Origin of the sequence: Levilactobacillus yonginensis (assembly GCF_964065165.1) — a bacterium.
Taxonomy (GTDB): Bacteria; Bacillota; Bacilli; order Lactobacillales; family Lactobacillaceae; genus Levilactobacillus; species Levilactobacillus yonginensis_A.
In genome coordinates, this window is sequence record NZ_OZ061549.1 from 645,694 (window position 1) to 669,767 (window position 24,074).

Annotated in this window: 26 protein-coding genes and 1 other annotated feature; of the genes, 1 reads left to right on the forward strand and 25 read right to left on the reverse strand. The window is 49.0% G+C overall.

Going from position 1 to position 24,074, the window contains the following annotated elements:
• Window positions 1-10: 10 nt before the first annotated feature.
• From rsmB to gmk, 6 genes are all read right to left on the reverse strand, one after another.
• A complete protein-coding gene (gene rsmB, locus AB3Y94_RS03145; protein ID WP_367295082.1) occupies window positions 11-1,354 on the reverse strand; it encodes a 16S rRNA (cytosine(967)-C(5))-methyltransferase RsmB in 1,344 nt (447 codons plus the stop codon).
• Window positions 1,354-2,298, reverse strand: a complete 945-nt coding sequence (fmt, locus tag AB3Y94_RS03150; RefSeq protein WP_367295083.1) for a methionyl-tRNA formyltransferase — start codon at window positions 2,296-2,298, stop codon at window positions 1,354-1,356. The genes rsmB and fmt overlap by 1 nt, the downstream gene beginning before the upstream one ends.
• A 21-nt stretch (window positions 2,299-2,319) precedes the next feature.
• Entirely contained in the window at window positions 2,320-4,737 is a 2,418-nt protein-coding gene (gene priA / locus AB3Y94_RS03155) for a primosomal protein N' (protein ID WP_367295084.1), read from the reverse strand.
• A gap of 11 nt (window positions 4,738-4,748) precedes the next feature.
• Window positions 4,749-5,960, reverse strand: a complete 1,212-nt coding sequence (coaBC, locus tag AB3Y94_RS03160) for a bifunctional phosphopantothenoylcysteine decarboxylase/phosphopantothenate--cysteine ligase CoaBC (protein WP_367295085.1) — start codon at window positions 5,958-5,960, stop codon at window positions 4,749-4,751.
• A gap of 80 nt (window positions 5,961-6,040) precedes the next feature.
• Window positions 6,041-6,256, reverse strand: coding sequence for a DNA-directed RNA polymerase subunit omega (gene rpoZ, locus AB3Y94_RS03165; protein ID WP_061776946.1), 216 nt, complete (start codon window positions 6,254-6,256; stop codon window positions 6,041-6,043).
• 3 nt (window positions 6,257-6,259) lie between these two features.
• Window positions 6,260-6,874 carry a guanylate kinase gene (gene gmk / locus AB3Y94_RS03170; RefSeq protein WP_125684060.1) on the reverse strand — a complete coding sequence of 205 codons (615 nt, stop codon included), beginning with the start codon at window positions 6,872-6,874 and terminating at the stop codon, window positions 6,260-6,262.
• Between the two features lie 280 nt (window positions 6,875-7,154).
• Here gmk and AB3Y94_RS03175 point away from each other — a divergent pair, with 280 nt between their 5' ends.
• Window positions 7,155-7,481, forward strand: a complete 327-nt coding sequence (locus AB3Y94_RS03175) for a hypothetical protein (RefSeq protein WP_367295086.1) — start codon at window positions 7,155-7,157, stop codon at window positions 7,479-7,481.
• 122 nt (window positions 7,482-7,603) lie between these two features.
• On the opposite strand, the gene AB3Y94_RS03180 is transcribed toward AB3Y94_RS03175, so the two are convergent.
• The 19 genes from AB3Y94_RS03180 to AB3Y94_RS03270 form a co-directional block, all read right to left on the reverse strand.
• A complete protein-coding gene (locus AB3Y94_RS03180; RefSeq protein ID WP_367295087.1) occupies window positions 7,604-9,550 on the reverse strand; it encodes a SpaA isopeptide-forming pilin-related protein in 1,947 nt (648 codons plus the stop codon).
• A 226-nt stretch (window positions 9,551-9,776) separates the two neighbouring features.
• Window positions 9,777-11,504, reverse strand: coding sequence for a DNA repair protein RecN (gene recN / locus AB3Y94_RS03185; RefSeq protein ID WP_367295088.1), 1,728 nt, complete (start codon window positions 11,502-11,504; stop codon window positions 9,777-9,779).
• A 75-nt stretch (window positions 11,505-11,579) separates the two neighbouring features.
• Complete coding sequence (locus tag AB3Y94_RS03190; RefSeq protein WP_367295089.1) at window positions 11,580-12,035, reverse strand: arginine repressor; 456 nt, start codon at window positions 12,033-12,035, stop codon at window positions 11,580-11,582.
• Window positions 12,036-12,127: 92 nt separating this feature from the next.
• Complete coding sequence (locus tag AB3Y94_RS03195) at window positions 12,128-12,943, reverse strand: TlyA family RNA methyltransferase (protein WP_367295090.1); 816 nt, start codon at window positions 12,941-12,943, stop codon at window positions 12,128-12,130.
• Entirely contained in the window at window positions 12,940-13,848 is a 909-nt protein-coding gene (locus tag AB3Y94_RS03200) for a polyprenyl synthetase family protein (protein ID WP_367295091.1), read from the reverse strand. Before AB3Y94_RS03200 ends, AB3Y94_RS03195 begins: the two co-directional genes overlap by 4 nt.
• Window positions 13,838-14,086, reverse strand: coding sequence for an exodeoxyribonuclease VII small subunit (locus AB3Y94_RS03205; RefSeq protein WP_125692511.1), 249 nt, complete (start codon window positions 14,084-14,086; stop codon window positions 13,838-13,840). The genes AB3Y94_RS03200 and AB3Y94_RS03205 overlap by 11 nt, the downstream gene beginning before the upstream one ends.
• Window positions 14,079-15,431, reverse strand: coding sequence for an exodeoxyribonuclease VII large subunit (gene xseA, locus AB3Y94_RS03210; RefSeq protein WP_367295092.1), 1,353 nt, complete (start codon window positions 15,429-15,431; stop codon window positions 14,079-14,081). The genes AB3Y94_RS03205 and xseA overlap by 8 nt, the downstream gene beginning before the upstream one ends.
• Window position 15,432: 1 nt before the next feature.
• Window positions 15,433-16,284 carry a bifunctional 5,10-methylenetetrahydrofolate dehydrogenase/5,10-methenyltetrahydrofolate cyclohydrolase gene (locus AB3Y94_RS03215; protein WP_367295093.1) on the reverse strand — a complete coding sequence of 284 codons (852 nt, stop codon included), beginning with the start codon at window positions 16,282-16,284 and terminating at the stop codon, window positions 15,433-15,435.
• A 267-nt stretch (window positions 16,285-16,551) separates the two neighbouring features.
• Window positions 16,552-16,983: a transcription antitermination factor NusB gene (gene nusB, locus AB3Y94_RS03220; protein WP_125683375.1), complete on the reverse strand. Its 432-nt coding sequence runs from the start codon at window positions 16,981-16,983 to the stop codon at window positions 16,552-16,554.
• Window positions 16,983-17,423: an Asp23/Gls24 family envelope stress response protein gene (locus AB3Y94_RS03225; RefSeq protein WP_125683373.1), complete on the reverse strand. Its 441-nt coding sequence runs from the start codon at window positions 17,421-17,423 to the stop codon at window positions 16,983-16,985. The genes nusB and AB3Y94_RS03225 overlap by 1 nt, the downstream gene beginning before the upstream one ends.
• 38 nt (window positions 17,424-17,461) lie before the next feature.
• Window positions 17,462-18,022 (reverse strand): elongation factor P, encoded by a 561-nt coding sequence (efp, locus tag AB3Y94_RS03230; protein WP_125683371.1) that lies wholly within the window; start codon window positions 18,020-18,022, stop codon window positions 17,462-17,464.
• 77 nt (window positions 18,023-18,099) lie between these two features.
• Entirely contained in the window at window positions 18,100-19,164 is a 1,065-nt protein-coding gene (locus AB3Y94_RS03235) for a M24 family metallopeptidase (RefSeq protein ID WP_367295094.1), read from the reverse strand.
• Between the two features lie 398 nt (window positions 19,165-19,562).
• Window positions 19,563-19,856, reverse strand: a complete 294-nt coding sequence (gene rpmA, locus AB3Y94_RS03240; RefSeq protein WP_269801535.1) for a 50S ribosomal protein L27 — start codon at window positions 19,854-19,856, stop codon at window positions 19,563-19,565.
• Window positions 19,857-19,880: 24 nt separating this feature from the next.
• A complete protein-coding gene (locus tag AB3Y94_RS03245) occupies window positions 19,881-20,219 on the reverse strand; it encodes a ribosomal-processing cysteine protease Prp (protein WP_367295095.1) in 339 nt (112 codons plus the stop codon).
• 27 nt (window positions 20,220-20,246) lie between these two features.
• On the reverse strand, window positions 20,247-20,555 hold the full coding sequence (rplU, locus tag AB3Y94_RS03250) for a 50S ribosomal protein L21 (RefSeq protein WP_011667708.1): 309 nt from the start codon (window positions 20,553-20,555) through the stop codon (window positions 20,247-20,249).
• A 20-nt stretch (window positions 20,556-20,575) separates the two neighbouring features.
• Window positions 20,576-20,655: a sequence feature (ribosomal protein L21 leader region), on the reverse strand.
• Window positions 20,656-20,703: 48 nt separating this feature from the next.
• Window positions 20,704-21,345, reverse strand: a complete 642-nt coding sequence (locus AB3Y94_RS03255) for a TetR/AcrR family transcriptional regulator (protein ID WP_367295096.1) — start codon at window positions 21,343-21,345, stop codon at window positions 20,704-20,706.
• A gap of 38 nt (window positions 21,346-21,383) precedes the next feature.
• Window positions 21,384-21,926 (reverse strand): dUTP diphosphatase, encoded by a 543-nt coding sequence (locus tag AB3Y94_RS03260; RefSeq protein WP_367295097.1) that lies wholly within the window; start codon window positions 21,924-21,926, stop codon window positions 21,384-21,386.
• 13 nt (window positions 21,927-21,939) lie between these two features.
• Window positions 21,940-22,881: a hypothetical protein gene (locus AB3Y94_RS03265; RefSeq protein ID WP_367295098.1), complete on the reverse strand. Its 942-nt coding sequence runs from the start codon at window positions 22,879-22,881 to the stop codon at window positions 21,940-21,942.
• Window positions 22,874-23,752 carry an exonuclease SbcC gene (locus tag AB3Y94_RS03270; protein WP_367295099.1) on the reverse strand — a complete coding sequence of 293 codons (879 nt, stop codon included), beginning with the start codon at window positions 23,750-23,752 and terminating at the stop codon, window positions 22,874-22,876. Before AB3Y94_RS03270 ends, AB3Y94_RS03265 begins: the two co-directional genes overlap by 8 nt.
• Window positions 23,753-24,074: the final 322 nt, after the last annotated feature.

Here is a 24,074-nt window from a genome sequence, read left to right on the forward strand (position 1 = left end):
GCACTCACCCCTACTTCTTACGACGAAAGGCACTCACGAAGAAACCATCGGAATCGAAATCATCCGGATAGATCTTTAAGGTATCGGTCGTGCGATCATCTTTCAGTTGTTGACTAGTCTCGACCCGCATGGACTCGAATTCAGGATGGTCCGCCAAGAACTTGGTGGCCACGTCCGTGTTTTCCGTATCCAAAATAGTGCAGGTACTGTAGACCAAGATACCATTAGGCTTAACCTTAGCACTCACAGCATCCAGGATTCCTAATTGCACCCGTTGTAACGATTGAATATCTTCAGGCGTTTTTTCGTAACGGATTTCTGGTTTCCGCCGAATCAGACCTAACCCAGAACAAGGCGCATCGACTAAAATACGGTCGAACATCTTCTTAGGATAGGCCTGGTCGATTTCCCGGGCATCCAAGGCTACAGCATCCACGCGGTCAGCCACATGTAGGCGTTCTGCGTTTGCTTCAATCAACGCAACCTTCTTGGGATGCAAATCCAAAGCGGTGACCTTACCACCAGAATGGGCATCGAGGTGTGCTGCGATTTGGGTGGTCTTCCCACCAGGCGCCGCACAAGCATCCAGCACTTGATCACCAGGTCGAATCTGCAAAGCCTCTACTGGTAACATCGCACTCTCATCTTGAATTGTCAGACGACCATCGGCAAATGCTTTGCTCTGGTTAGCTGCGGCATCGTCCAAACGGAAAGCATCCCCCGCCACTTCACTGTGAGTGACCGTGTAGCCTTCGTCGTTCAACGCTTGTTCAACGGCTTCAACCGTGGTGACGGCAACGTTGACCCGCACAGATTGTTCGGCCGGTTGGTTGACAGTTTCTAAAATCTTCAAAGTCTTATCAGCGCCAACTTGTTCCTGTAAAGCCGTGATCAACCATTCGGGAACGGAATATTGGAGGCTTAAACGTTTGGTAGGGTCCTTAATGGCCGCAATGTCTGGTAAGCCTTGACGATCAATGGCATGGAGAACCCCGGTAACAAACCGCCGGATACCCTCGTGGCCCCGGTCCTTAGCCAATTGAATGGCTTCGTTAAAGATAGCCCGCTTGGGAACCCGATCCAAATAAATTTCTTGATAAAGTGCCACTAACAACGTCATTTTTACCCAAGGCAAAACTTTTTGGTTGGGCTTGATGAAGCCTTCCAAATAGTATTCCAGAGTCAGCTGGTGTTGAATGGTGCCGTAGACCAGGTTAGTCACGAAGCGCCGGTCAACATCGCTCAACGCATGACTTTCCAGAGTTTGTTCCAATTGTAAGTTTGAGTAGGCCCCATTAGCGACCCGCGTTAAAGCCTCGACCGCTAAGGCCCGAGGTGTTGTATTTTTCGTCATTATTCTGCCACCTGTTCACCAACGGCTAATTCATCCGTGGTCCCGTTTAGAAAGTCTGTGATGCTCAATTTTGGTTTCCCTGCTGGTTGTAATTCTTCCAGACTGATAACACCGTGTTCACCAGTTGCAATGGCTAAATGATGCTTGTCCCGACTCACAACCTGACCGGGTTTAAGATCGGTCTGTTCATCTAAAATGGCTACCCGCCAGAGCTTAGTCCGGACGCCGTTTAAGTAAATGTGAGCCGTTGGAAATGGCCGTAGTGCCCGTACTTTACAGTCAAACAACCGGGCACTCAATGTGATATCGACCCGTTCCTCGTCGGACTTAATCGTCGGTGAAAAGCTGACTCGGTCCTCAGCCTGCTTCACTGGCGTAATGTCACCAGCTAACAGCTTAGGCAGCGTCTCCAAAAGGAGGTCGCGCCCCAAGTCACTGAGCTTATCAAACATGCTCCCAACGTCATCCTGATCCGTGATAGGAATGGCTTTTTGTGAAAGAATATCACCGGCATCCATTTTCTTCTCCATAAACATGATGGAAACCCCGGTCTCCTTATCACCATTCATAATGGCGTAGTGGACTGGCGCACCTCCCCGATATTTAGGTAACAACGAGGCATGTACGTTGACTGCTGCCACTTTAGCCGCCTTCAACAACTTTGTCGGCAAGAATTGGCCGAATGCCGCTGTGACGATTAAATCCGGCGCGAGATCAATTGTCCGCTGCATCTCTGGACTACCCGAAATCTTTTCGGGTTGGAGAACCTCAATGTTGTGGTCAACTGCCACTTGCTTGACTGGTGAAGCCGTCAACACGTGCTTTCGACCAACGCGGCGGTCCGGTTGAGTCACCACGGCTAAAACATCGTAGTCGTGTTCAATCAAACTACTCAGAATTGGCGCTGAAAATTGGGGAGTCCCCATAAAAATTACTGAAGTCATCTTGCACCATACTTTCTTTATCTACATAAAATTCATTGGTTCTGAATCAATTGTTACGGACAGACCATGCCGGGCTGGCACCTGGGCAGCCTGTCGAATCTGTTCGAGAACCGTCTTTAATTGCGGTTCCTGCTTATATTTAATCACAACTTGATAATAATACTTCCGCTTGACCCGTGCAATCGCCTTGGGCGTAGGTCCGAGAATAATTGCATCGGGACTGAGCCCCTTCTTTAGGGCCGCCACAATTTGAAACATGGCTTTGGCCGCCACCGCTTCTTCCTCATGACTCGCCGTAAGTTGGACCGCAAAGTAGTACGGCGGATAGCTTCCTTGGTGCCGCATGTGCATCTCGGTGACAAAGAACCGCTCGTAGTCTTGCTGTTGTGCCAATTGAATGGCGTAATGGTCCGGATTAAACGTCTGGATAAAAACCTCACCGGGCTTGCTAGCTCGTCCAGCCCGACCACTAACTTGCGTCAGTAGCTGAAAGGTTCGTTCACTCGCCCGAAAGTCCGGGAGGCCTAGGGCAGTATCGGCATTTAGCACGCCAACTAGTGTGACGTTAGGAAAATCTAGTCCCTTGGCGATCATTTGTGTTCCCAATAGGATATCTGCTTCGTGTTTGCCAAATTTCTGTAAAATTCGTTCATGAGCACCCTTTCGGCGGGTGGAGTCGACATCCATCCGGAGTATATTAGCGCTGGGAAACTCGCGTTGCAGGGCTTGTTCCACCTTTTGTGTCCCAGTACCGTAGTACCGAATCTTGCGGCTATGACAGTTGGGACAAACGTGGGGAATGGCTTCCTCGTGGCCACAATAGTGGCATTTCATAGTATGGGTGTCCATGTGCAACGTCAGCGAAATATCACAGTTGGGACACTTCAATACGAACCCGCAGTCCCGACACATGACAAAGGAAGAAAATCCTCGCCGGTTCAGCATCAAAACAACCTGTTCTTGCCGGTCCAACCGCGTTTGAATGGCCGTTAGCAAGGGCTGCGAAAAGTCGCCCTCACTTCGTTGCTTGACCTCCTCACGCATATCGACGATGTGCACGGGCGGCAGCGGCCGGTCATTGACCCGTTTGGCCAACACTAGCCGCGTGTATAAACCCTTGGCAGCCCGGGCCCGCGTTTCCAAGGACGGGGTCGCGCTACCCAACACGACGGGGCACTGGTTGTACTGCCCCCGCCAGAGAGCAACGTCACGGGCGTGGTACCGCGGATTTTCATCCTGCTTATAACTACTTTCATGTTCCTCATCCATAATAATGATTCCTAGATTCTTGACGGGTGCAAACACAGCCGAACGCGCGCCCACAACCACGGTGGCTTCACCACTGTCGATACGGCGCCATTCATCATACTGTTCACCCTTAGACAAGCCACTGTGCAAGACAGCTACACGTTGGCCAAACCGAGCTTTCACTCGGTTGACCATCTGTGGCGTCAACGCAATTTCGGGGACCAACATTAATGCCGTGCGCCCTTGGTCCAGAGCGACGGCGATGCTTTGGAGATACACCTCCGTCTTCCCGCTACCGGTAACCCCTTCGACCAAGAAGTTTTGAACTTTCTGTTGGTCGATTGCCGTCGTAATCTGATCGACGGCTACCTGTTGCTCAGCGTTTAGTTTTAACGGTTGGGTCGGTTTCACCGGTTGATGAAATGGATCGCGGTAAACCTCAATCTGTTGCTTCGTGAGCCAACCTTTATCAGCGGCCGTGTTGATGACCGCTGCACTGACACCCGCCCGGTGCACGATTTGTGACTGTGCAATCGGGGTATCGCTGGTCATTGTCTGCAGATATGCCAATAAGTCAGCTTGTTTAGGCGCCTTCTTCGCAACTGTTGCTTGAATCTCCTGCAACTTAGAAACGGGTAACGCCGGCGTAATCCCAGTCGTGGTCTTAGCAGCTGCCCGGTCCTTGACCTGGTAGACCACCTCCACCTTGCCCGCACGTTGAAGCTTTAACAAGCCGGAGACGGTTTGATCATCGAGCTTGGCTGCGTCGAATTCACGGGGAGCGCCATCCGGAAAGTACGTGCCCATTTCAGTTGCCGTCAAGGCCGTCGTTGGCTGAATAAAGCGCTCAGTCTGAGCCTTCAGTAAGTTGGGTAACATGGTTTGAATGCAGGTGATTCGAAAAGCATAGGTTGTATCAGCCAGCCAATCGGCTAACTTTTGCAGTTCCGTGTTCAAGACAGGCGCTAAGTCGAGCACACTTTGAATGGACTTCAACTGCCCGTCAAAATTGGTAACGTCACTCAAACCCACGACTACGCCAGAAACTACCCGTTTACCGCGGCCAAAAGGAACCGTGACCCGCATGCCGACCTCAACCTGATGTTCAAGTTCGGCTGGGATGGCGTAGGAATAAGGGTCGTTCGTTTGCATGGTGGGAACGTCCACTAATACTTGGCCAATCTGGGCCATGGTGTGTCACCTCACTTTTTCACTAATAATTCCGCCAAGCGGTCCACCAGGGCCGTGGCAATGATGGCCTTGCTAGCCTTAGGCGTCTGATCCGTACTGCCATCTGGTGAAATGAAGGTGACTTGGTTGTCATCCCCGTTAAAACCAATGTCCTTACGGGAAACATCGTTAGCGGCCAGTAGGTCTAAGGACTTGCTGGCCAATTTTTTTTGACCATTAGTCAGCAAATTCTGCGTCTCAGCCGCAAAACCGATGGTGACTTGGTCGGGCCGCTTAATACCAGCAACTTGTTTTAAGATATCTGGTGTCTTCTTTAATTTTAAGATCAATTCGTCATTAGCTGGCGTCTTTTTGATTTTCTGATCAGCAGTCGTTTCAGGTTGAAAGTCTGCAACAGCCGCCGCCATGACTAGCGCATCTGCCTTAGGGAAACGTTCCAACACGGCGTTGGACAGGTCCGTGGTACTCTGAATCGGTACAACGGTCACCCCAGTCGGAGCCGTTAAGTTAGTCGGTGCGGTGATCAACGTCACCGTTGCCCCGGCTTGTCGAGCGGCATTAGCCACGGCATACCCCATTTTACCGGAAGAATCGTTGGTTAGGAAGCGAACAGGATCCAAACGTTCTCGCGTCCCGCCAGCCGTGACGATGACTGATTTACCAGCTAAGGTCGGTTCCCCAAACAGGGCCAAGCCATTAACTTGGGTCACAATATCGGCAGGCTCCAGGAACCGGCCTTGACCAGAATATCCCTCGGCCAAGGCACCGGTTGCAGGCGTCAAAACGTGTACGCCATCGGCCTGTAGCTGGTGGTAGTTCCGCTGGGTAGCTGGCGCCTGCCACATGTGGCTATTCATAGCGGGAACCACGACTTTAGGTGCTGCTGTCGCTAACCAAGTGGCACTGGCTGCGTCATCGGCTAATCCGTTGGCCAGCTGTGCCATGAGATTGGCTGAAGCTGGTGCCGCAATGGCCAGGTCAGTCCAATCGGCCAATTCAATGTGATCGATGTTGCCATCGGCCTGCCACCAACCTGCCTCAGTCAGCACCGCATGCTTAGTGAGCGCTGCAAAGGTCGCCGCGGTAATAAACTTGGCAGCGGCGGCCGTTAAAATGACACGAACATCGGCACCAGCACGCTGCAAGTCTCTAGCAAGGGTGGCCGCCTTATAACTCGCAACGCTGCCACCAACGGTTAACGTAATGTGCTTTTCTTCAAACATGGTTCCCCTCCATTAAACGGTCTATGATAAAAAAAGCCAGATTACCAAACGGCAACCTGGTTCTTACTGAAGCGCCAAAACTAGGCGTCCAGATCCTTTTCGTCCGGATCAATCATTAAAGCTCCGGCTGCAATTTCTTCAAGGGCCCGGCCAATCGTCTTAGGCGACTTATAGTCGGTCAAAAGTGGCTTAGCGCCGGCGTCTAATTCGTGTGCCCGCTTGCTAGCCAACATAATCAAAGAATACCGTGAATCCACTTGTGCTAATAAATCATCAACTGAGGGATAAAGTAGCATTTTTTATTCGTCTCCAATCATTTGTTCGTAATCCGGCATGACCCGGGTTACCCGTAGCCGTTCGCTCCGAATAATCATCTGAATCCGGTCGACGGCCTTCGTGACTTCGTCGTTTACCACAGCGTAGTCGTAGTTGCGCATCATCCGGATTTCACCAACGGCCTTCTTGATTCGCTTGTTAATGACGTCCATGGCGTCCGTTCCCCGGCCAATCAGGCGATGCTTCAATTCCATTAAGTCTGGTGGCGTCAGGAACACGAAGACTGCATCTGGGCAGTTTGCGCGAACCTGCATGGCACCGTTGACTTCAATTTCCAAGAAAACATCTTTTCCTTGGTCTAGGGTCTCATTTACATATTTTAACGGGGTACCATAGTAGTTGTCAACATACTTGGCGTACTCCAGCATCTCACCGTTACGGATATTCTCCTCAAATTCCTCTTTGGAGACAAAGTAATAATCAACGCCGTTGACTTCGCCTTCTCGCGGTTGACGAGTCGTCATCGAAATGGAGTAAGAAAAGTCTGTCGCACCGGTCTCAAATAACGCCTTGCGAACGGTTCCTTTGCCGACCCCGGAAGGACCGGAGAGAACAATGAGCATTCCACGTTTAGCCATCGTTTAAAAATCCCTTCAATAAATATTTATTTATGGGAACGTAAGCCTTAATCGTCGATTCAGGCTTACCGACCCGTTTAAAGCCAGAATTACCTGACTTGAACTATAATCTATAGGATATTATATTACCACTATTCAACGTTGAAAAGGGACATTCGGTCTTAGTTTCTCGAAAAAAGTCGTAAATCACACAAATTATTTGAAAGAGAACAAAAAGGCTTGCTATTTCAAACGTGTGTTCGTATAATATAAATACAAACAAATGTTCGAGGTGATCAGCATGCAAAATTTAAACGCAACCGGTGCCGCCCTGTCTGATCGGGTCGCCACGGTTTACAAGGAACTGTTCAGTAGTCTCCCCGTCATTGACGGTGAAGTCGTTCAGCCCCAGATGCCCGTAACTCAGCTCAATTATTTTATTCAGCAGGCCATCGACCGCCACTACCTAGTCCGATTACAATTTAAGAGTGCACCAGACACTGCTCCCGCTAAGGCCATTGGCCATTTAAAGCAAGACGCCGCTGGTCACCTCATTTTAAAACAAACTCAACAGTTGACCACCATCGTAGCAGAAAACCTGCTCCGGTCAGTCCAACGCGTTAAATAAGCTAGTCACTAACGACCACGATAGAAAGCTATTTCTACCGTGGTCGTTTTTTTTCTCTTAACGGTTGTTGACACAAAAATCAGCTAGGTTATTGGCCCAGCTGATTTCAAATTAGCCGTTATTTAGTGGCGTCGTTCACGCCGCCACTGCCAGAAACTAAGCCCAAAACCGAGTAACAAGATTCCGCCTAAAACGGCAAAGATGCCCTTGGCCTCACTAGTCTGTGGTAACAAACGCTTGACTGCTGAGCTAAAATTCCCATCCCCAACAGGATGCTTGGATGATGAACTAGCACTTGGTGTTGCGGTTGCACCGGTCATACCACTGTTGTCGGAAGAACTGGTAGATGACGATACCACTTTCTTGACCTTGCTCTTCTTAGTCGTCGTGCCGCTACTTACTGTGTCATTGGATTCGGACGAACTATCGTTGGAAGAACTGGGTGCAGGAGTTGGCCCCGGTGTTGGCCCTGGGCCTGGAGTGGGTTTTGGTTTTGGCTTTGGCTTCACAGATGGAATTGAAGATGAGCCCGAAGATCCACCAGTTTGACCACTAAATACATCTGCCTGAGTAACTGTCACAGCCTGATTGGTTTCCGTATCGCCAATTGTAAATTGCTTAGGCTCCCCAATCTCATACCCAGTTGGCGCCGTCGTTTCAACGAATTCGTACGTCCCTGGTGCTAAGCCATTCACAGTAAACGTCCCGTCATCCCCGGTTGTATAAGTATTGGTACCAACGGCATTACCGTCCTTATCAGCCAGCTGGAACACGGCACCTTTTAACTTCTCGCCAGAATCCTTGTCTATCTTGGTCAAGGTTACGGAACCTTGGGTATCTGTCTGCGATACATCCACGTGTGAATTTTTGTTTTGTGGTCCAATGCTAAACGGAACTGTTGCGGGGTTTATTTGATAGCCTTTAGGTGCCGCCGTTTCAACAAACTGATAGTCACCTATTTCCAGGGCCGTGCTATTAATTTGTCCCTTTGAATCAGTGACCAAATGGGTTTGATAGTCAGTAAACAAACCATCACTGTTCTTCTTCTGGAGCGTATAAGTTGCACCAGGCAAAAGACTATTCGTAGTCGCGTCCTGCTTAGTCAACGTCACACTGCCAATGTACGTCACATCAATTTCCGCGCTACCACCCCACGGAGCGTCCTTATGGGTATTAGCTATGGTATCGGGTGTAGATGGATTTGAACCGGAACCAGAACCAGTTCCGGCACTTCCCGTTTCACCGTCTGCAGCCTCCAAACCTACATAATTTCCAAAGTAGCCACCCGTTTGTCCAGTCAAGCTACTAGAATCAACTTTGGCGTAATAAGAGAGAGTAACCTTCTTGGTGACATTTTCAAACACCATCTTTATTTGTGACCCATTCACCTCGACGGTTGGCATTAGTTTATTCCCATCTTCATCATGTGCCGTAACACCTTGTTCACTATCAAAGCTCTGATAACCACCGAGATCATCCGTTAACGTCACCGTCCCCATATTTTCATCTTTGGGATTAAAAACAATCTGCCAAACAACTTGGGTCGGAATATTATTCGCATCATAATCATTCTTTTGAACCCAACCATTCTTAGCAATCACATAATCATTTCCGCCACCGGAAGTGTCCGTAGCGTTCCCGGTTGCGTTAATTTTCATCGTTCCTTTATTATAAGTGTTCACATTAGCGAGCTGGTCATTAAAGGTAATTTCACCCGTTGTAGCATCAGCATCCACCGAAAAACTACCAATAGTTGTTGCCGACTGATCACCAGTCTTAACATCAAACCCAATCGGTCCATGACCAGCCGTTGTTGGTAAAGTAACGGTTGCTGTATCACCATCACTGATACTGGTTCCATTCGTCACCGTCCAGTCATAATACAATTGATAGTTCTGACCGGAAAGCAGTGGTGAATCCTTTGGCACTTCCGTGTAAGTATTACTATCACCAGTTTGTTCCATAATTTTGCTGGGTGCATCTAACCCCTGCACCTGAGTATCAATGTTCTTTGCTGACGCGGACCCCTGAAAACCAAATAAAACTATAAAAGCAACTAAAAACCCCAAACTCCATACTGCCAATTTCTTTCCCACGATGCCACACCTCTTCCGATCTGTTGCTTTAGTTAATTTAAGTATAATCCAAAAAGGGGTATAAATTAAATGTAAATTTAATAGCATCATGAACTAGTATCCAAATTAACTACTACCCGCATGAATAGACGGTACGAAAAAAGACTGGTTACCCAGTCTAACAATTAGCTTACACACCACTGAACCATTCATTGAACAGCTAGTTTACGTGCTTCGCCTTCTGTTTATTTCGTTTAGTCTTGGCCTCATCTGCCAATCCCAGCAGTTCGCTAGCATGTTCTAACGCTAGCTTCGTTACCTGAGTACCGGCAGACATCCGGGCAATTTCATCGACCCGTGCCTTATCTCCCAAACGAGTTAGGCTCGTTTCGGTCCGTTCACCCACAATCTTCTTCGCAATGAAGTAGTGATGATCGGCCATCGCCGCTACCTGTGGCAAATGCGTAATACAGAGCACCTGTGAAGCCCGGGCAATACCACTGATTTTTTCGGCGATTGCCTGAGCAACTCGGCCACTGACCCCAGTATCGACTTCATCAAAGATAATCGACGTCACGCCCTGCGATTCGGAGAAAATCGTCTTCAACGCTAGCATGATTCGGGAAAGTTCCCCACCGGAAGCAATCTTAGCTAACGGCCGCATAGCCTCGCCAGGATTGGTCCGTAGATAAAATTCCACGTGATCCAGTCCTGTACTTAAAATCGGTTGGCCCTTGGACCGCGTGAAATGCACCGCGAAAACCGTCTTATCCATATAGAGGTCCGCCAATTCACCATGAATAGCTGCTTCCAAATTGGTAGCAGCTTGTTTCCGAGCCTTACTGAGCTGTTCGCCAATCTGCAAAAGGGTCGACCGCTGTTCAGCAACCTGACCTTCCAAATCATCGGCTTGTTCATCGGTCGATTGCATTTGCTTCAGCTCCACAGAGATCTTATCAAAGTAGCGCAACACTTGTTCTTCGGAATCACCGTACTTACGCTTCAGTTGGTTAATGACGTCCAGGCGGCGTTCAATTTCATCCAAACGGCCTTCGTCCCATTCCAACAGATCCAATTGAGAGGAAACGTCCCCCACGGCATCGTTTAGCGCGTAATAGGCAGTTTCTAGACTACTGGCAATCTGCTTAAAAGCGGGATCGAAGTCAGCAATGGCCTGCATAGCCTGCATGGCATTGCTGATTTGGTCATTCGCTCCAGGAGTCGTGTCTTCACCCGACAACAGGAGCTGTGTCCGTTGCAAACCGTCGTTAATTTTCTGGAAATTATCCAGGCGATCCCGTTCCGCAATCAACGCCGTCTCTTCACCCGTCTGTAGATTAGCAGATTCAATTTCATTAACCTGAAACTTCAGCATATCGAGGTGCTGGGCCCACTCTTTTTCATTGGTCCGCTTATTTTCCAACGTAGCTTGAACCTGTACATAGCGTTGATAGGTCTTTTGATAGCGCTGTCGTAAGTCAGCAATCTTATCGCCAGCAAACTCATCGAGCATCCCCAGATGTTTTTCTGGCTGCATGAGCTCCTGATGCTCGTTTTGCCCGTGAATGTCGACCGCCGTTTCCCCAATTCGCTTCAAGGTATTGGTGTTAACCAACATTCCGTTGACCCGACAGGTATTGCGACCATTCTGATGAATTTCACGCTGTAAAATGACGCTCCCATCATCGTGATCAATTCCCAAATCATCTAAAACCCGATAGGTGGCCCCACCGTGAGGAAACGAAAAGCTTCCCTGGATGATGGCCTTATCGGTCCCCGTCCGCACGAAGTTGGCTGAACCGCGGCCCCCGGCCAGTAAGCCCACTGCATCAATGATAATGGACTTCCCGGCACCGGTTTCCCCGGTCAGAACCGTCATGCCCTTCTTAAAGGCAACGTCCAACTGGTCGATAATCGCAAAATTTTTAATTGAAAGCTCCTGTAACACGTTTTGGCCTCCTAATAAAACGACCACCGCTGCTTCGTCAGCGTTAATGCTGGTGAGTCAGTCGTGGTCGGTGTCTTAATCCGCAAGCATGCGGTCAATCGCTTTTTCTAGTTGTAGGGCGCCTTGATGGTTGACGCATACCGTCAAAACGGAACTGTCATCGCCCACCGTACCAAACACAAAATCATAACGCATTTGATCCAGCAGCGAGGCAATCACTGGCCCATTACCTGGCAAGACTTTTAAAATCGTAAATTGATCCTGCACGGCAAAGGAAATGTAGGCGTTCTGCAAGGTTCGCTGCAACTTCTTTTGCGTATCGATCTTTTTTTGAACGGGTAAACTATACCGATAACCACCGGAGTCAGCTGGTAGCTTGACCAACTGCATTTCCTTAATGTCCCGTGAGATAGTAGCCTGCGTCACGTGAATCCCGTCTTCGGCTAACAGCCGCACAAAATCCTCTTGTCGTTCAATTTCTCGGGTCGTCAGTAGCCGCTTAAGTAATTGCTGACGTTCTTGCTTCTTCATACCTAGCCCCCCTCATGTGATAAAGATGCATAATCTTATCATATACCAGACCTAAGTATTTGGAAAGCATATTCTCATAATTTTCTCATAATCTACTGATTTAGGCCTTTATAAGCATTGTCAATAGTATGTTCCACTGAGACAGAACTTGCAACAACTGCATGTTTATCAACTGACTGTAAGTGGACCAAGAACTCAATATTGCCCTCACCACCACGAATTGGCGAGAAATCGAGTCCTAAGACACTGTAGCCAGTGGCCACTGCAAAGTTCAAAATCCCGGTCACCACTGATTCATGGACCCGTCGTTCCCGAACGATACCATGCTGACCGACGTCCTCCCGATCTGCTTCAAATTGCGGCTTGATCAAGGCAACCACTTCCCCATTTTCGGGTAGGATGCCCTTCAATGGCGGTAGGATCAGCCGCAGGGAGATAAATGACACGTCAATTGACGCAAACGTTGGCTGTCCCTGTGTGAAGTCAGCCAACTTACTGTAACGAAAGTTGGTATGTTCCATCACAATTACCCGGGAATCCTGCCGTAATTTCCAAACTAGTTGATTACTACCAACGTCTAACGCATAGCTGAGCTTGGCCCCATTTTGAAGCATAACATCCGTGAAACCACCAGTTGAAGACCCAATGTCCAAGACGGTGCGATCCTGAACGCTAATATTAAAGCTTTCAAGCGCCTTAGCCAGTTTGAAACCACCCCGAGAAACGTATGGGAGCGGATGGCCCTTTAAATGGAGCTCGGTATCTGCCGGAATCATCGAGCCCGGTTTATCCAGTCGCTCTTCGTTGGTTCCCAGGATTTCGCCTGCCATTACGGCACGTTTTGCCTCGTCTAGTGAAGTGTAAAGGCCCTGTTCAACTAAGAGGTCAGCGACGCGTTTCTTTTTCATCTATTTTCCACCCGTTTCGTGTCAAAGTAACTAAAGAATGCGGCCAATTGATTTCGGGCAGCACTAGCCGGCAACGCCTGTAGGGCCGTCTGACCAGCCTGAATCGTATCGATCAGGGCTTGATTAGCACCTTGTAGTCCAAGCTTACCTGGGTACGTATTCTTGGCTTCGCCGGCATCCTTCTGCGTCGCCTTACCCAATTCTTGCGGCGTACTGACCACATCCAAAATATCATCATAGATTTGGAAGGCCAGCCCAAAAGCGTCCGCAAATTGAAGGTAAGGTGCCCACTGATTTTGCGGTGTTTCACTCAGAATTAAGCCGGCCTGAACTGCGTAATGCAGCAATGCACCAGTCTTTTCCTTATGCAGAACTCGTAACCGTGCCAATGGCAGGTCCACGTGTTCAGATTGAATGTCCTTCGCTTGACCTGCGACCATACCGTGAGGTCCCGCCGCCTGGGCGAGCGCCAGGGTCAAAGCCGCTTGGGTCTGTGCTGGCAAATCCGTTGCCGTCAGCCACTGAAAAGCCAACGTCAGTAAGCCGTCGCCAGCTAAGGTGGCCATACCCGCGCCAAATTTAACGTGATTAGTGGGCTCACCCCGACGCAAATCATCATTGTCCATGGCCGGTAAATCGTCATGAATCAGTGAATAAGTGTGCAAAAGTTCCAGGGCCATCACTGGTCGCCAGTGCCGCTTGGAATCAAAGGATTCGCCACGCGCCTGCATGGTCGCTACAGTTAACAAGGGCCGCAGCCGCTTGCCGCCGGCCAAAACAGAATACTGCATCGCTTCAGCCAAACGCGCATCGCCACTATCTGTAGCAATCGCTGCCGCCAAGGGCGCGTTCAATTGTGGGACCCAGGTCGTTTCAAATTCTTTTAACTGCGCATCAATCGGCATCACCCGTGCCCCCTTGTGGCGCCTCAAAGGCCACCTCTTGGTCTGAATCATTCATCATGGTAGTTAGCGTCTTTTCAGCGTCCTGCAGTGTCGCTTGCAAGTCCTTGCTGAGTGCAACACCCTTTTGAAATTGATCCAAAGCCTGTTCCAAAGGGATATCACCTTGTTCAAGTTGCGAAACAATGGTTTCCAGAGTCGTTAAATTTTCTTCAAAGGTTGGTTTCTTATCTTCACTCATGTGTATCCTCCGATGCTGGTTTAATTGCCGTAATATTAGCTTCCGCCGTTCCATCGCTCAGGTGGATGGTCGCCTTAGCCGGCTTCAAGTCACTGACCCGCCGCACAACGTGGTCGTCCTGCGTCACGTAACTATAGCCACGTCCCATAATTTTTAAGGGACTTAGGTAGTCCAATCCATTAATTAACTGCGCAACACGTTCTTGCTTCGTCGTCAAATACCGTTTGGCCTCCGTGTTTAACCGCGCACTAGTCTGACTCACCGTCAGTTGATCCCGGTGCACCCGTTCTAGTGGCGACTGGCTAATCAGTCCCTGCTTAGCTAACTGAAAGCGCTGGTTCCGTTGCCGCAACGTGGCCTGTAAGTTACGCGTTAACCCCTGCTGAGCCCGATCGAGCCGCTGTAAATAAGTCTCGTACAACCGCTGCGGTTGCCGAAAAACGTACGCAGTCATAAGTTTCTTGAGCCGTTCACGTTGAAAATTAAGCCGATTACTCATTGCATTATAGAGCCGGGTACGCTCTTGCTGAAGCTTAAGCAGCTCGTCACTTAAGACTGGCACTGCCAACTCAGCCGCAGCCGTTGGTGTCGCTGCCCGGACGTCGGCCACCAAGTCAGCAATTGTCGTATCGGTCTCATGACCAACGGACGAAATCACTGGCAACTCACTCGCAGCAATCGCTCGAGCCACACTCTCTTCATTAAACGGCCAGAGGTCTTCAATCGACCCACCGCCCCGGCCAATAATCAACGTGTCAAAATTCCCCGCCGCGTTCGCCCGCTGAATCTGGCGAACAATGTCGGGTGCCGCAGCGTCGCCTTGAACTACCGCCGGATACAGCACAATTTGGGCAATCGGGTAACGTCGCCGGGCCGTCGTAATAATATCACGAATAACGGCACCGCTAGGACTCGTTACCACGGCGATACGCTTTGGAAAGCGCGGTAATGGCCGCTTAGGCGCATCAAACAAGCCCTCAGTGGCCAGTTTTTTCTTTAACTGTTCGTACGCCTGATAGAGCTGGCCAATACCATCCGGCTCCATGCGTTCCACGTAGATTTGATAACTCCCACTGGGTTCATACAGGGAAATTCGCCCGGTCACGAGGACCTTCATGCCGACTTCAGGCGTAAATTTTAATTTTTCAAAGGCTGATTTAAACATGATGGCACTGATTTTAGCGTGGTCATCCTTGAGACTGAAATATTGATGCGCGTGTGGTCGCAGACGAAAGTTTGAAATTTCTCCCGTCAGATAAACCTTGCCCAAGTATGGATCCACGTCAAACTTACGCTTTAGATACTGCGTCAGCGCCGTGACCGTCAGATAATCATTTGTCGCCAAGTTATTCACTCCACTCACATAAATCAACAGTTTGTTCCATCAAGGTGGCAATCGTCATAGGCCCAACACCACCGGGCACCGGCGTAATGGCCGCTGTCTTTTCCGCAACGCCGTCAAAATCAACGTCCCCAGTCAATTTGCCATTCTCGTCGCGATCCATCCCTACGTCAATGACGATGGCACCAGGCTTCACGTCGGCTTCCTTGATCAGATGCGCCACACCAGTCGCAACAACCAGAACGTCGGCGGTCCGGGTCAATTCACTTAAGTTCTTCGTATAAATATGGGCCACACTGACCGTCATGTCAGCATTCAACAACATTGCAGCCATCGGCCGACCAACAATCATACTCCGGCCAACCACCACCGCATGCTTACCTCGCAAGTGAACAGGTAAGGAATGCAGCATTGTCATAATACCCCGTGGGGTGCAAGAAACCGGATGATTCCCTGGCAAATTAGCGAACAACCGCCCTACATTTAAAGGGTGGAAGCCATCGACATCCTTAGCGGGGGCAATAGCCGCAACAATGGCCTGCTCATCCAATCCAACCGGTAACGGCGATTGCACCAGAATTCCGTGAACACTAGGATCCACGTTATAGGTTTCAACGATGGCCAATAGCTCTTCCTGACTAACCGTTGCGGGGAGCTCCCGCACAATGGAATTGATGCCCAATTGCGTTGCCTTACGATGCTTGTTACGCACATAAATGGCGCTGGCTGGATCATCCCCCACGATGATCACTACGAGCCCAGGAACGCGGCCACGCTCTTTCAGTGCGGATACCCGTTCCTTAGTCTTTGCGTTAACTTTCTTAGCAAGTTGCTTGCCATCGATGATGGTCGTCATGAAGCTCGTCCTCCCCAAAATTTAAAGTTACCTATTATTTTAGCATATTCGCCAGCAAAACGGGACCGAACACCTCAGTTCAGGTCGCACTTTTAGTTTAACCAATCGGATGTTTTCCAACCGGTCAAATAAGTTGCCCACTCATTTCCATTCAGAATAGTCTCCCTGACTTTGGCAGGTCCGGCCCATATCTGACGATCAATGGCGGAAATAAAAAACGAGGACCCACCGGCTAAATTGCCAGCGGGTCCTCGTTTATTAAAATGACTAGGATTCTGTATTCGCGTCGTCGCCATCTAACGTGTGTGCTAACACACCGTTGATGAATCGACGGGACCGGTCGTCACTAAACTTCTTGGCTAATTCCAAGGCTTCGTTAACGGCTACTCGGTTAGGAACTTCTTCCACGTCATCGATTTCGTAAAATGCCAACCGCAGGATCACCAAGTCAGTCTTGGCGATTCGCTTTAATTGCCACCCAGTACTCAAGTATTGGTCGATTTGCGCATCCAAATCACTTTGGCTCGCTAAAACACCGTCTACCAGAGTCTGCAAGTAATCTGGCACTGGAACGAGTTGGTTCGGGTCATCCGTCAAAACACGTTGGAACAACGCATCATGATCGGCATCGGGATTGGCGTTCAAGGCAAAAAGCATTTGAAACGCGCGTTCCCGAATTTGATGTCGTGTAAGTGTCACTATTGGTCACTGTCTCCTTCATCGGTCTGGTTGAACAGGTTATCTGGATCGACCTGTTGCGCCGTCTTTTCGGGAATGACGCCTTCCACGTGAACGTTAACTTCACGTAAATCGAGGTCCGTCATGAACAACAATTGTTGCTTCACGCTATCTTGAATGGCCAAGGCAACCTTGGGAACCGCTACCCCGTAATTCAAGTAAACGTAGACATCGACCGCCAATTCGTCGCCGTCAAAGACTAATTTAACGCCCTTGCCATGTTGCTCCTTGCGACCAAATAATTCGGTGACGCTGTTTGCCAGAGAACCTCGCATCCGAGCGACCCCTTCAGTTTGACTAGCCGCGATGCCGACGATGATTTCGAGGACTTGCGGTGCCACTTCGATCTTGCCCAAAGCAGGTTCCTTGGATTCTAAAATAATATTAGTATCTTCTGCCATTCGTTGACCCTCCCTTACTGATTAAACGTGTGGTAAACCTAGGCGCGAGAAATGTACGTGCCGTCGGTGGTGTTGATGGAGAGCTTGTCGCCTTCGTTGACGAAGAATGGCACTTGTACGACTAAGCCAGTGTTCATGGTAGCAGGCTTGGAACCACCAGAAGCGGTGTTTCCCTTGATACCAGGTTCAGTAGCCGTAACTTCCAAGACAACGGTGTTTGGTACTTCGATTCCTAAGACTTCGGAATTGAATTGAACCAAGTCAACGTTCATGTTTTCTTGTAAGTATGGCAGTTGATCCTTGATTTGGTCATCTGGCACTTCAATTTGTTCGAAGTTGTCAGTGTCCATGAAGACCCGGTTGTCGGCGTCTTCGTACAGGTATTGCATAGAACGCGTTTGGATATCAGCACGTTCCATCTTGGCACCGGCACGGAAAGTCTTTTCTTGAACGGCACCCGTCCGTAAGTTCTTAAGCTTTGAACGAACGAAAGCGCCACCCTTACCAGGCTTAACGTGTTGGAATTCAATGATCCGCCAGATTGCGTGATCGACTTCAATAGTTAAACCGTTTTTAAAATCAGCAGTAGAAATTGCCATAATGTGTTCAGCCTCCTAAAATATGTCCTCTTTATAATATCAATTCTTACCCATAAAAAGCAAGATACGTGGGCCACTTACAGAATAATTAAATTCCGGGGTACCGTCGTCAGGACTTCGTGACCGGTTGGCGTCACCAATAAATCGTCCTCAATTCTGATACCACCCTTGCCGGCAAAGTAAACACCGGGTTCTACCGTAACGACCTCGTTAGCGGTCATTACGTCTGGCCAACCATGGCCAATGTTCGGTCCTTCGTGAATGTCCAGACCAATTCCGTGGCCGGTCCCGTGAATGAATGCCTCACCAAAACCGCGTTCGGTCAAGAAATTGCGACCGATTGCATCCAGTTGGCCGCCAGTCACGCCAGGTTTAACTGCCGCCATAATTTTCTCCTGAGCACTTTGGACGGCCTGGTAAGCCGTCCGCAACATTTCGCCAGGATCGCCCAAAGCCACCGTCCGGGTCACATCAGAGGTGTACCCATCCACGTAAAAACCACAATCAACCGTTACGAGTTCGCCGTGAGCTAACACTTTATCACTCGCTTGTCCGTGTGGCCAGGCGGAACGCTCCCCACTAGCTACGATGGTCCCAAAACTGGGGCCCGTTGCACCGTGATCTTGCATCCAGCGTTCGAGCCACTGGGCAGCCTGCCGCTCAGTCATCCCGGGTTTGAGCACATCAAAGAGGGCTAACAGTCCTTCATTCGTCAGGGTCGTGGCGTGCCGAAGAGCGGCCACCTCGGTCGGTTCCTTGATCTGACGGAGCCCGTCAACTACACCAGCCATCGGCACGATATCAGTCATCAGGTGCTCGTCTAACCAATCAAATTCGGCCAAGGTCAAACTATCCTCGATACCCAATACAGTCGCGTGAGCAGCCTCTAAGGCGTCGTCAACGGCTTGTAAATAGTTACGGGTGATTGTTTGGGGCACATTTGGCATAGTTGCCGCCAGCTCACTCTGGTAGCGGGCATCAGTCACAAAGACTGCCGAATTAGCCGTCACCAATAAATATCCGTCACCAGGTTCGACACTCGCACCAGCTAGATATAGCTGATTGCTGGGTGATGAAACCAAAAAGCTATCGATACTCAGGTCAGCAAACTTGGCCTGCAACCGTTCAATCCGAGTCATCATGACCGCCTCCTTGAAATTGTTCCCTTAAACGTGAGAAATCGCCTTACCGGTCGGCCATTCTGGGCTGGAACGGCGCCGACACAACTTTAAGCCTTGAAACCCACAAGTCTTAAAGCTTGGTCTTGTTCTAGGCCGTAAACGGCCAAGAACAACGAGGCGCCTGAGCCCAGAATGACCGACCTCTCGGCTTACACAGGTTCTAACCACAATTATCCGGTATCGTTATTCTTCATCAGTCAGTAACGCGCGACTTTTAGCCGTCCAAGTGACCGATAAGTTCACAATTACACCTAATCATGATTTCCACGCTGACACCCCATTTTAAGGCGAAAAAAGAAGAACTCAAAGCGAATTGGTCTCGCCTCAAGCTCTTCAGTCGTTACGAGGAAAACCTCGTGTTATTTAGCTGCTTCTTCTGCAACTGGGTATACGGATACTTGACGCTTGTCACGGCCAAGACGTTCGAATTTAACGACGCCAGCAACCTTAGCAAACAGAGTATCGTCACCACCGCGGCCTACGTTCAAGCCAGGGTAAATGTGCGTCCCACGTTGACGGTAAAGGATAGAACCACCGGTAACAGTAGAACCGTCAGCAGCCTTCGTCCCAAGACGACGACCAGCAGAGTCACGACCGTTAGCAGTAGACCCACCACCTTTATGGTGAGAGAAGAATTGTAAGTTCATGTTCATCAGCATAAGTTTCACCTCCGCGTTTTAATCTTTGGTTTCAGCGAATTGAATGTAATCCGCGTAATTTGTGGCGACATCTCTTAACCCATCCGCAAAACTCTGGAGGAGTGTTTGTCCCTTTAATTCGGTCGTTGCTTCCAGCTTTGGTGGGAGGTGGACTTCCAGATAACCACCTTCCTGATCACGATTCTCAACCTCTATTGGAATCTCAGCGATTCGTTGTAGAGCGTTGACCGTCGTAATCGCAAGCACCGAAACCGCAGCACAAACAATATCTTGACCATACTCACCTGAGTCAGCGTGGCCAGTGATTCGGAATGAATCGATTCGGTTAGTTCCATGATGGAACGTCGCGTGAATCATCGAGATCGCCTCTCTTAATCTTTAGGCTTAAGCGTTGATAGCATCAACGACAACCTTAGTGTATGGTTGACGGTGGCCCTTCTTCGTATGTTGGCCCTTCTTGGCCTTGTACTTGAAAGTAACAACCTTCTTTTCCAGACCCTGCTTTTCAACAGTCCCGGTAACAGTTGCACCTGCAACAGTTGGTGTCCCAATCTTAGGCGTGTCGCCACCGACAAAGACAACTTGGTCAAAAGTAACCTTTTCACCAGCTTCAACGTTCAACTTTTCGACATAAACAGCTTGGCCTGCTTCGACCTTGTACTGCTTGCCACCAGTTACGATAATTGCGTACATGTATGTGCACCTCCTTATATATTTAGACTTAGACTCGCCGAAAACAAGTGCTCCGCAAGCGGAAATCTTACTAACTTGTCCCGAGCGGTTGCAGCTGTGGAAGTCCACAAATACAACATGAAAATTATACTTGATGGGGTTAGCCACGTCAAGCTTTTTCTACACCAACCGTCAAGTCTAACCCCACCGGGGCGAACCATCCCGCTACTGGCATGGTTTCCGGCGTTATCATCTGGTAAAAAGAATTTGCCAAATAGTCTGACCGATACCGGCGATCATCGCGTAACCAATGTTGCACTAAACCAATAAATGCTGTAGCTAGAAAGGTCACCTGCACATCCAGTGGTGGCTCATCATTCAGTCGCTGGACCTGCTCACCAAATTGTGACAATTCCCGTTCGAACCGTTGAACCAGCCGTGGGCGAAATTGGGTGAACTGTGGGTGTAGCAAAACGGCTAAAATTTGATGATGGTTATCCGCAAATCGGAGCGCCGGGCCCAACGCAAAACCACTCACCGGTTCCCCATTTGGCGCCAACGTGGTCTTAGCAGCTGCTAGCCACTCATCGATCACCTGCTGTTCAGTCTGTTCAAAGAAATCAACCTTATCTTGATAGTGTAAGTAGAAAGTTCCTCGCGTAATTTCCGCCGTCTGAGTTAATTTTTGGACGGAAATTTGCTTCAAGGAATTTTGTTGTAATAGGTGGCTCAATGCCATTCTTAGGCGCTCATTCGTCCGTACCACCCGCGGATCAGTCTGACTGATGATAGTCACTCCCTTCTCGTGCACAAAAAGCTAGCCCTTATGATAGCGGACTAGCTTCCGAATTAATAGTTATGTGCTTGCCGATCTAAGTTGATTTGGCGTTTGGCCTCATAAGCCGCTTGAATCTGATCCTGCTTAAAACCAAAGTCAACGAACCCCCACTTCAAGAAAAGCCGCCAAGCATGGCGAAAGTCTTCCTGCCGGTGAGCAAAATGACTGTTAAACAGCATCCGTTTCAAAATCAAATACTGTTGGTCAAGGTCCTTGGCAGGTCGACTGTTTTCCAGTGTTGTCAGGTCCTCTTCCGTTAACATGATTAAATGAGTCCAGGTCTTTTTAGCCGCTACCAAGAAGAAGAAGTCCATAGCATCCGTGTACTCCGTCAATAGCGTTTCTGCGGGCGTCTGACCTTCATCAGCTTTTCCCCGGTGCGTCTTCCAAACCTTAAACCATTCAGATGTATTGGCCACTTCTGCCAGTTCCACATCTAAGGCCACGTAAGCATTTTCAATTTGACTCTTGCGCGTCATTTCAATATCACGATCAGCGGTGATTTGCTCATCCAAAGCAATCGATTGTTGTACTAATTTGGCTAATTCTAACACGCTCCGAGTCCTCCTAAGCAAAAATCAAGGGATCTGAAGAAATTTCTAGGTCCGTGAGGTCTTCTAAGTACCAGTCGCGCATGAATGGGTATTTCAGGAGGACATCAAACCAAGAAGCCTTCTGGTCAGCATCGTGGACCGTCATGACCCATTCTGGCTGTCCTTCAAGTTGGTTGTTGAAGATATCCACAACTACACCCTTATCAAGTTGAATTTCAGCACCGTTACCGTTAACCCCGTTGGTCAACATGTAATCGTTCTTGGCAGCGGTCACAAATAACCGGTCAACCACACCAGCCGGCAAATCAGCCGACCGTACGGCATAGTTTTGACGATTGGCAGCATCCAGGATGTTAAAGTCCACGGAGTAGCCATAATCTTCTTTTAAGTACCGGGCAAAGTCCAAGAGAATCTGAACGGACGCCTTGACCGTCTCAGCCGGCACCGTATCATGTAAGTCGATGATGAACAACTGCGTTAAAGCGTGGCTGTTAAACCGGAACATTTTCCGTTCCAGGTTCAGGTAAAACAGAGATTGCCCCGTTGCCCGTTCCCGGTAAAAGACCCCACCGTTCTCTGAAGATTCAACACGGAAGTTGAACGTTCCTCGGTCACCCAGCGGCGTCAACTGTTGCGTCAATTCTTCTCGGTGATCCCGTGACTGCAAGATAACATTTTTTCCTTGATCATGGAGTTCCAACATCCGTGACATAAACAGCAGGTAGTAGTCCGCGTTGCTGTACTGGTGTGGGAACGTCACGAAATCTGAATCCAACGTAAAGTTAGCTAACTCAGTCGCGGCTGCCACTAATTTATCAGCATCGGTCGTCTTAATCAGTTGGTCCATTAACTGGGTGAACTTCAACCCAGTTTCTAGACCCGCCTTAATGGCGTCGTTATAGTTGACCAATCGACCACTAGTGGTCAGCGTTGATGGATCATTTTCGTTAATCATCGACAGTCACCTCACCCTCGCTCTTGCCTAATAAACTATTTAGGTAATCTGCGTACAGACTGGCGTTGTGAGCCTCGAAGTGTTCAAAATCATCAAAGGAATCCCGAATACTCTGTTTTTCGTAGTTCAAGATGGTGTCTTCCTTCGATAACACCAGGATCTTGTCATCATTAGCTTTAATCAACTTGTGAGCATTCAAAGCCTTTTCATCCTCGTCAGCGAGCTTAGTCAACTGATCAATGATCCGTTGACGTTCGTCTTTCAGCTTTCCAGAGTCCCAAGGCAAGCTGCTCTTGCCGCTGTTTTCCTTCAATTGGTCACGAAGATCGGCCTTTTGGTTATCCCGGGTCGTTTGAGCATCAACTAAGCCTTGAAGTTGTTCACTCTCAGCAGAAATGGCTTCAATTTTGGCCGTGTTTAGTCGTTGGTTTTGACTTTCCAGGGCAAATGAATCCCGTAACTTCTGATATTCGGTCTTATCAAAATCAAACCGAACGTTGATGACATCCAGGTCCCCAAATAAACGCCGGTCCCACCAATTTCCAAAGTAGATATGGAACAAGCCCGTCGTGTATTCCTCGTAGTAGAAGAATGGGTAAATATGCCCCAAATAATCGATCAACTTATCGCTTAAGTAGTGCGCAATTTGGGGGTGAATATTGTCGACTAATTCAGCTAAATGGTTCACTGACCGCGTCGAACGGGTCTTCTTAACTTCTTCATAATAACGAACTTGGTCAAGCAGTTCGTAAACTTGTCGGTCATCGCCGTGCTGAACCGCAGCCTGCAACGTACTTAAGTAATCGAGTTTACTTGCGATTGCCTGCGTTAAGACATCGGCCGCACTAGCTTGTTGTTCTTGATTATCCATGAATTATCCCTCATTCTGATGTTCTCTAGCGCTTGCCGTGAACATTTGGTTATAGCTTCATGTTACCAAAAATCCGCACAGAATAAAGCAGTTTGCAGGAATTTTACGTGAAAACCATGAAATTTTTAACCTAAACCCTGAACTGTTTAAAAATTACGGCTATTTGAAGGCAGACAGCCCCCCCATTGTGATGATAATTAATTTACACAACTGAAATAGTCTGCTGGTGGTAACAAACCCAACGAACATTTCAATGCTTTTAACTTTCAACCAACAAAAAAGTCTGAGATCACCTCTCAGACTTTTCCAATTCCTATCGCTG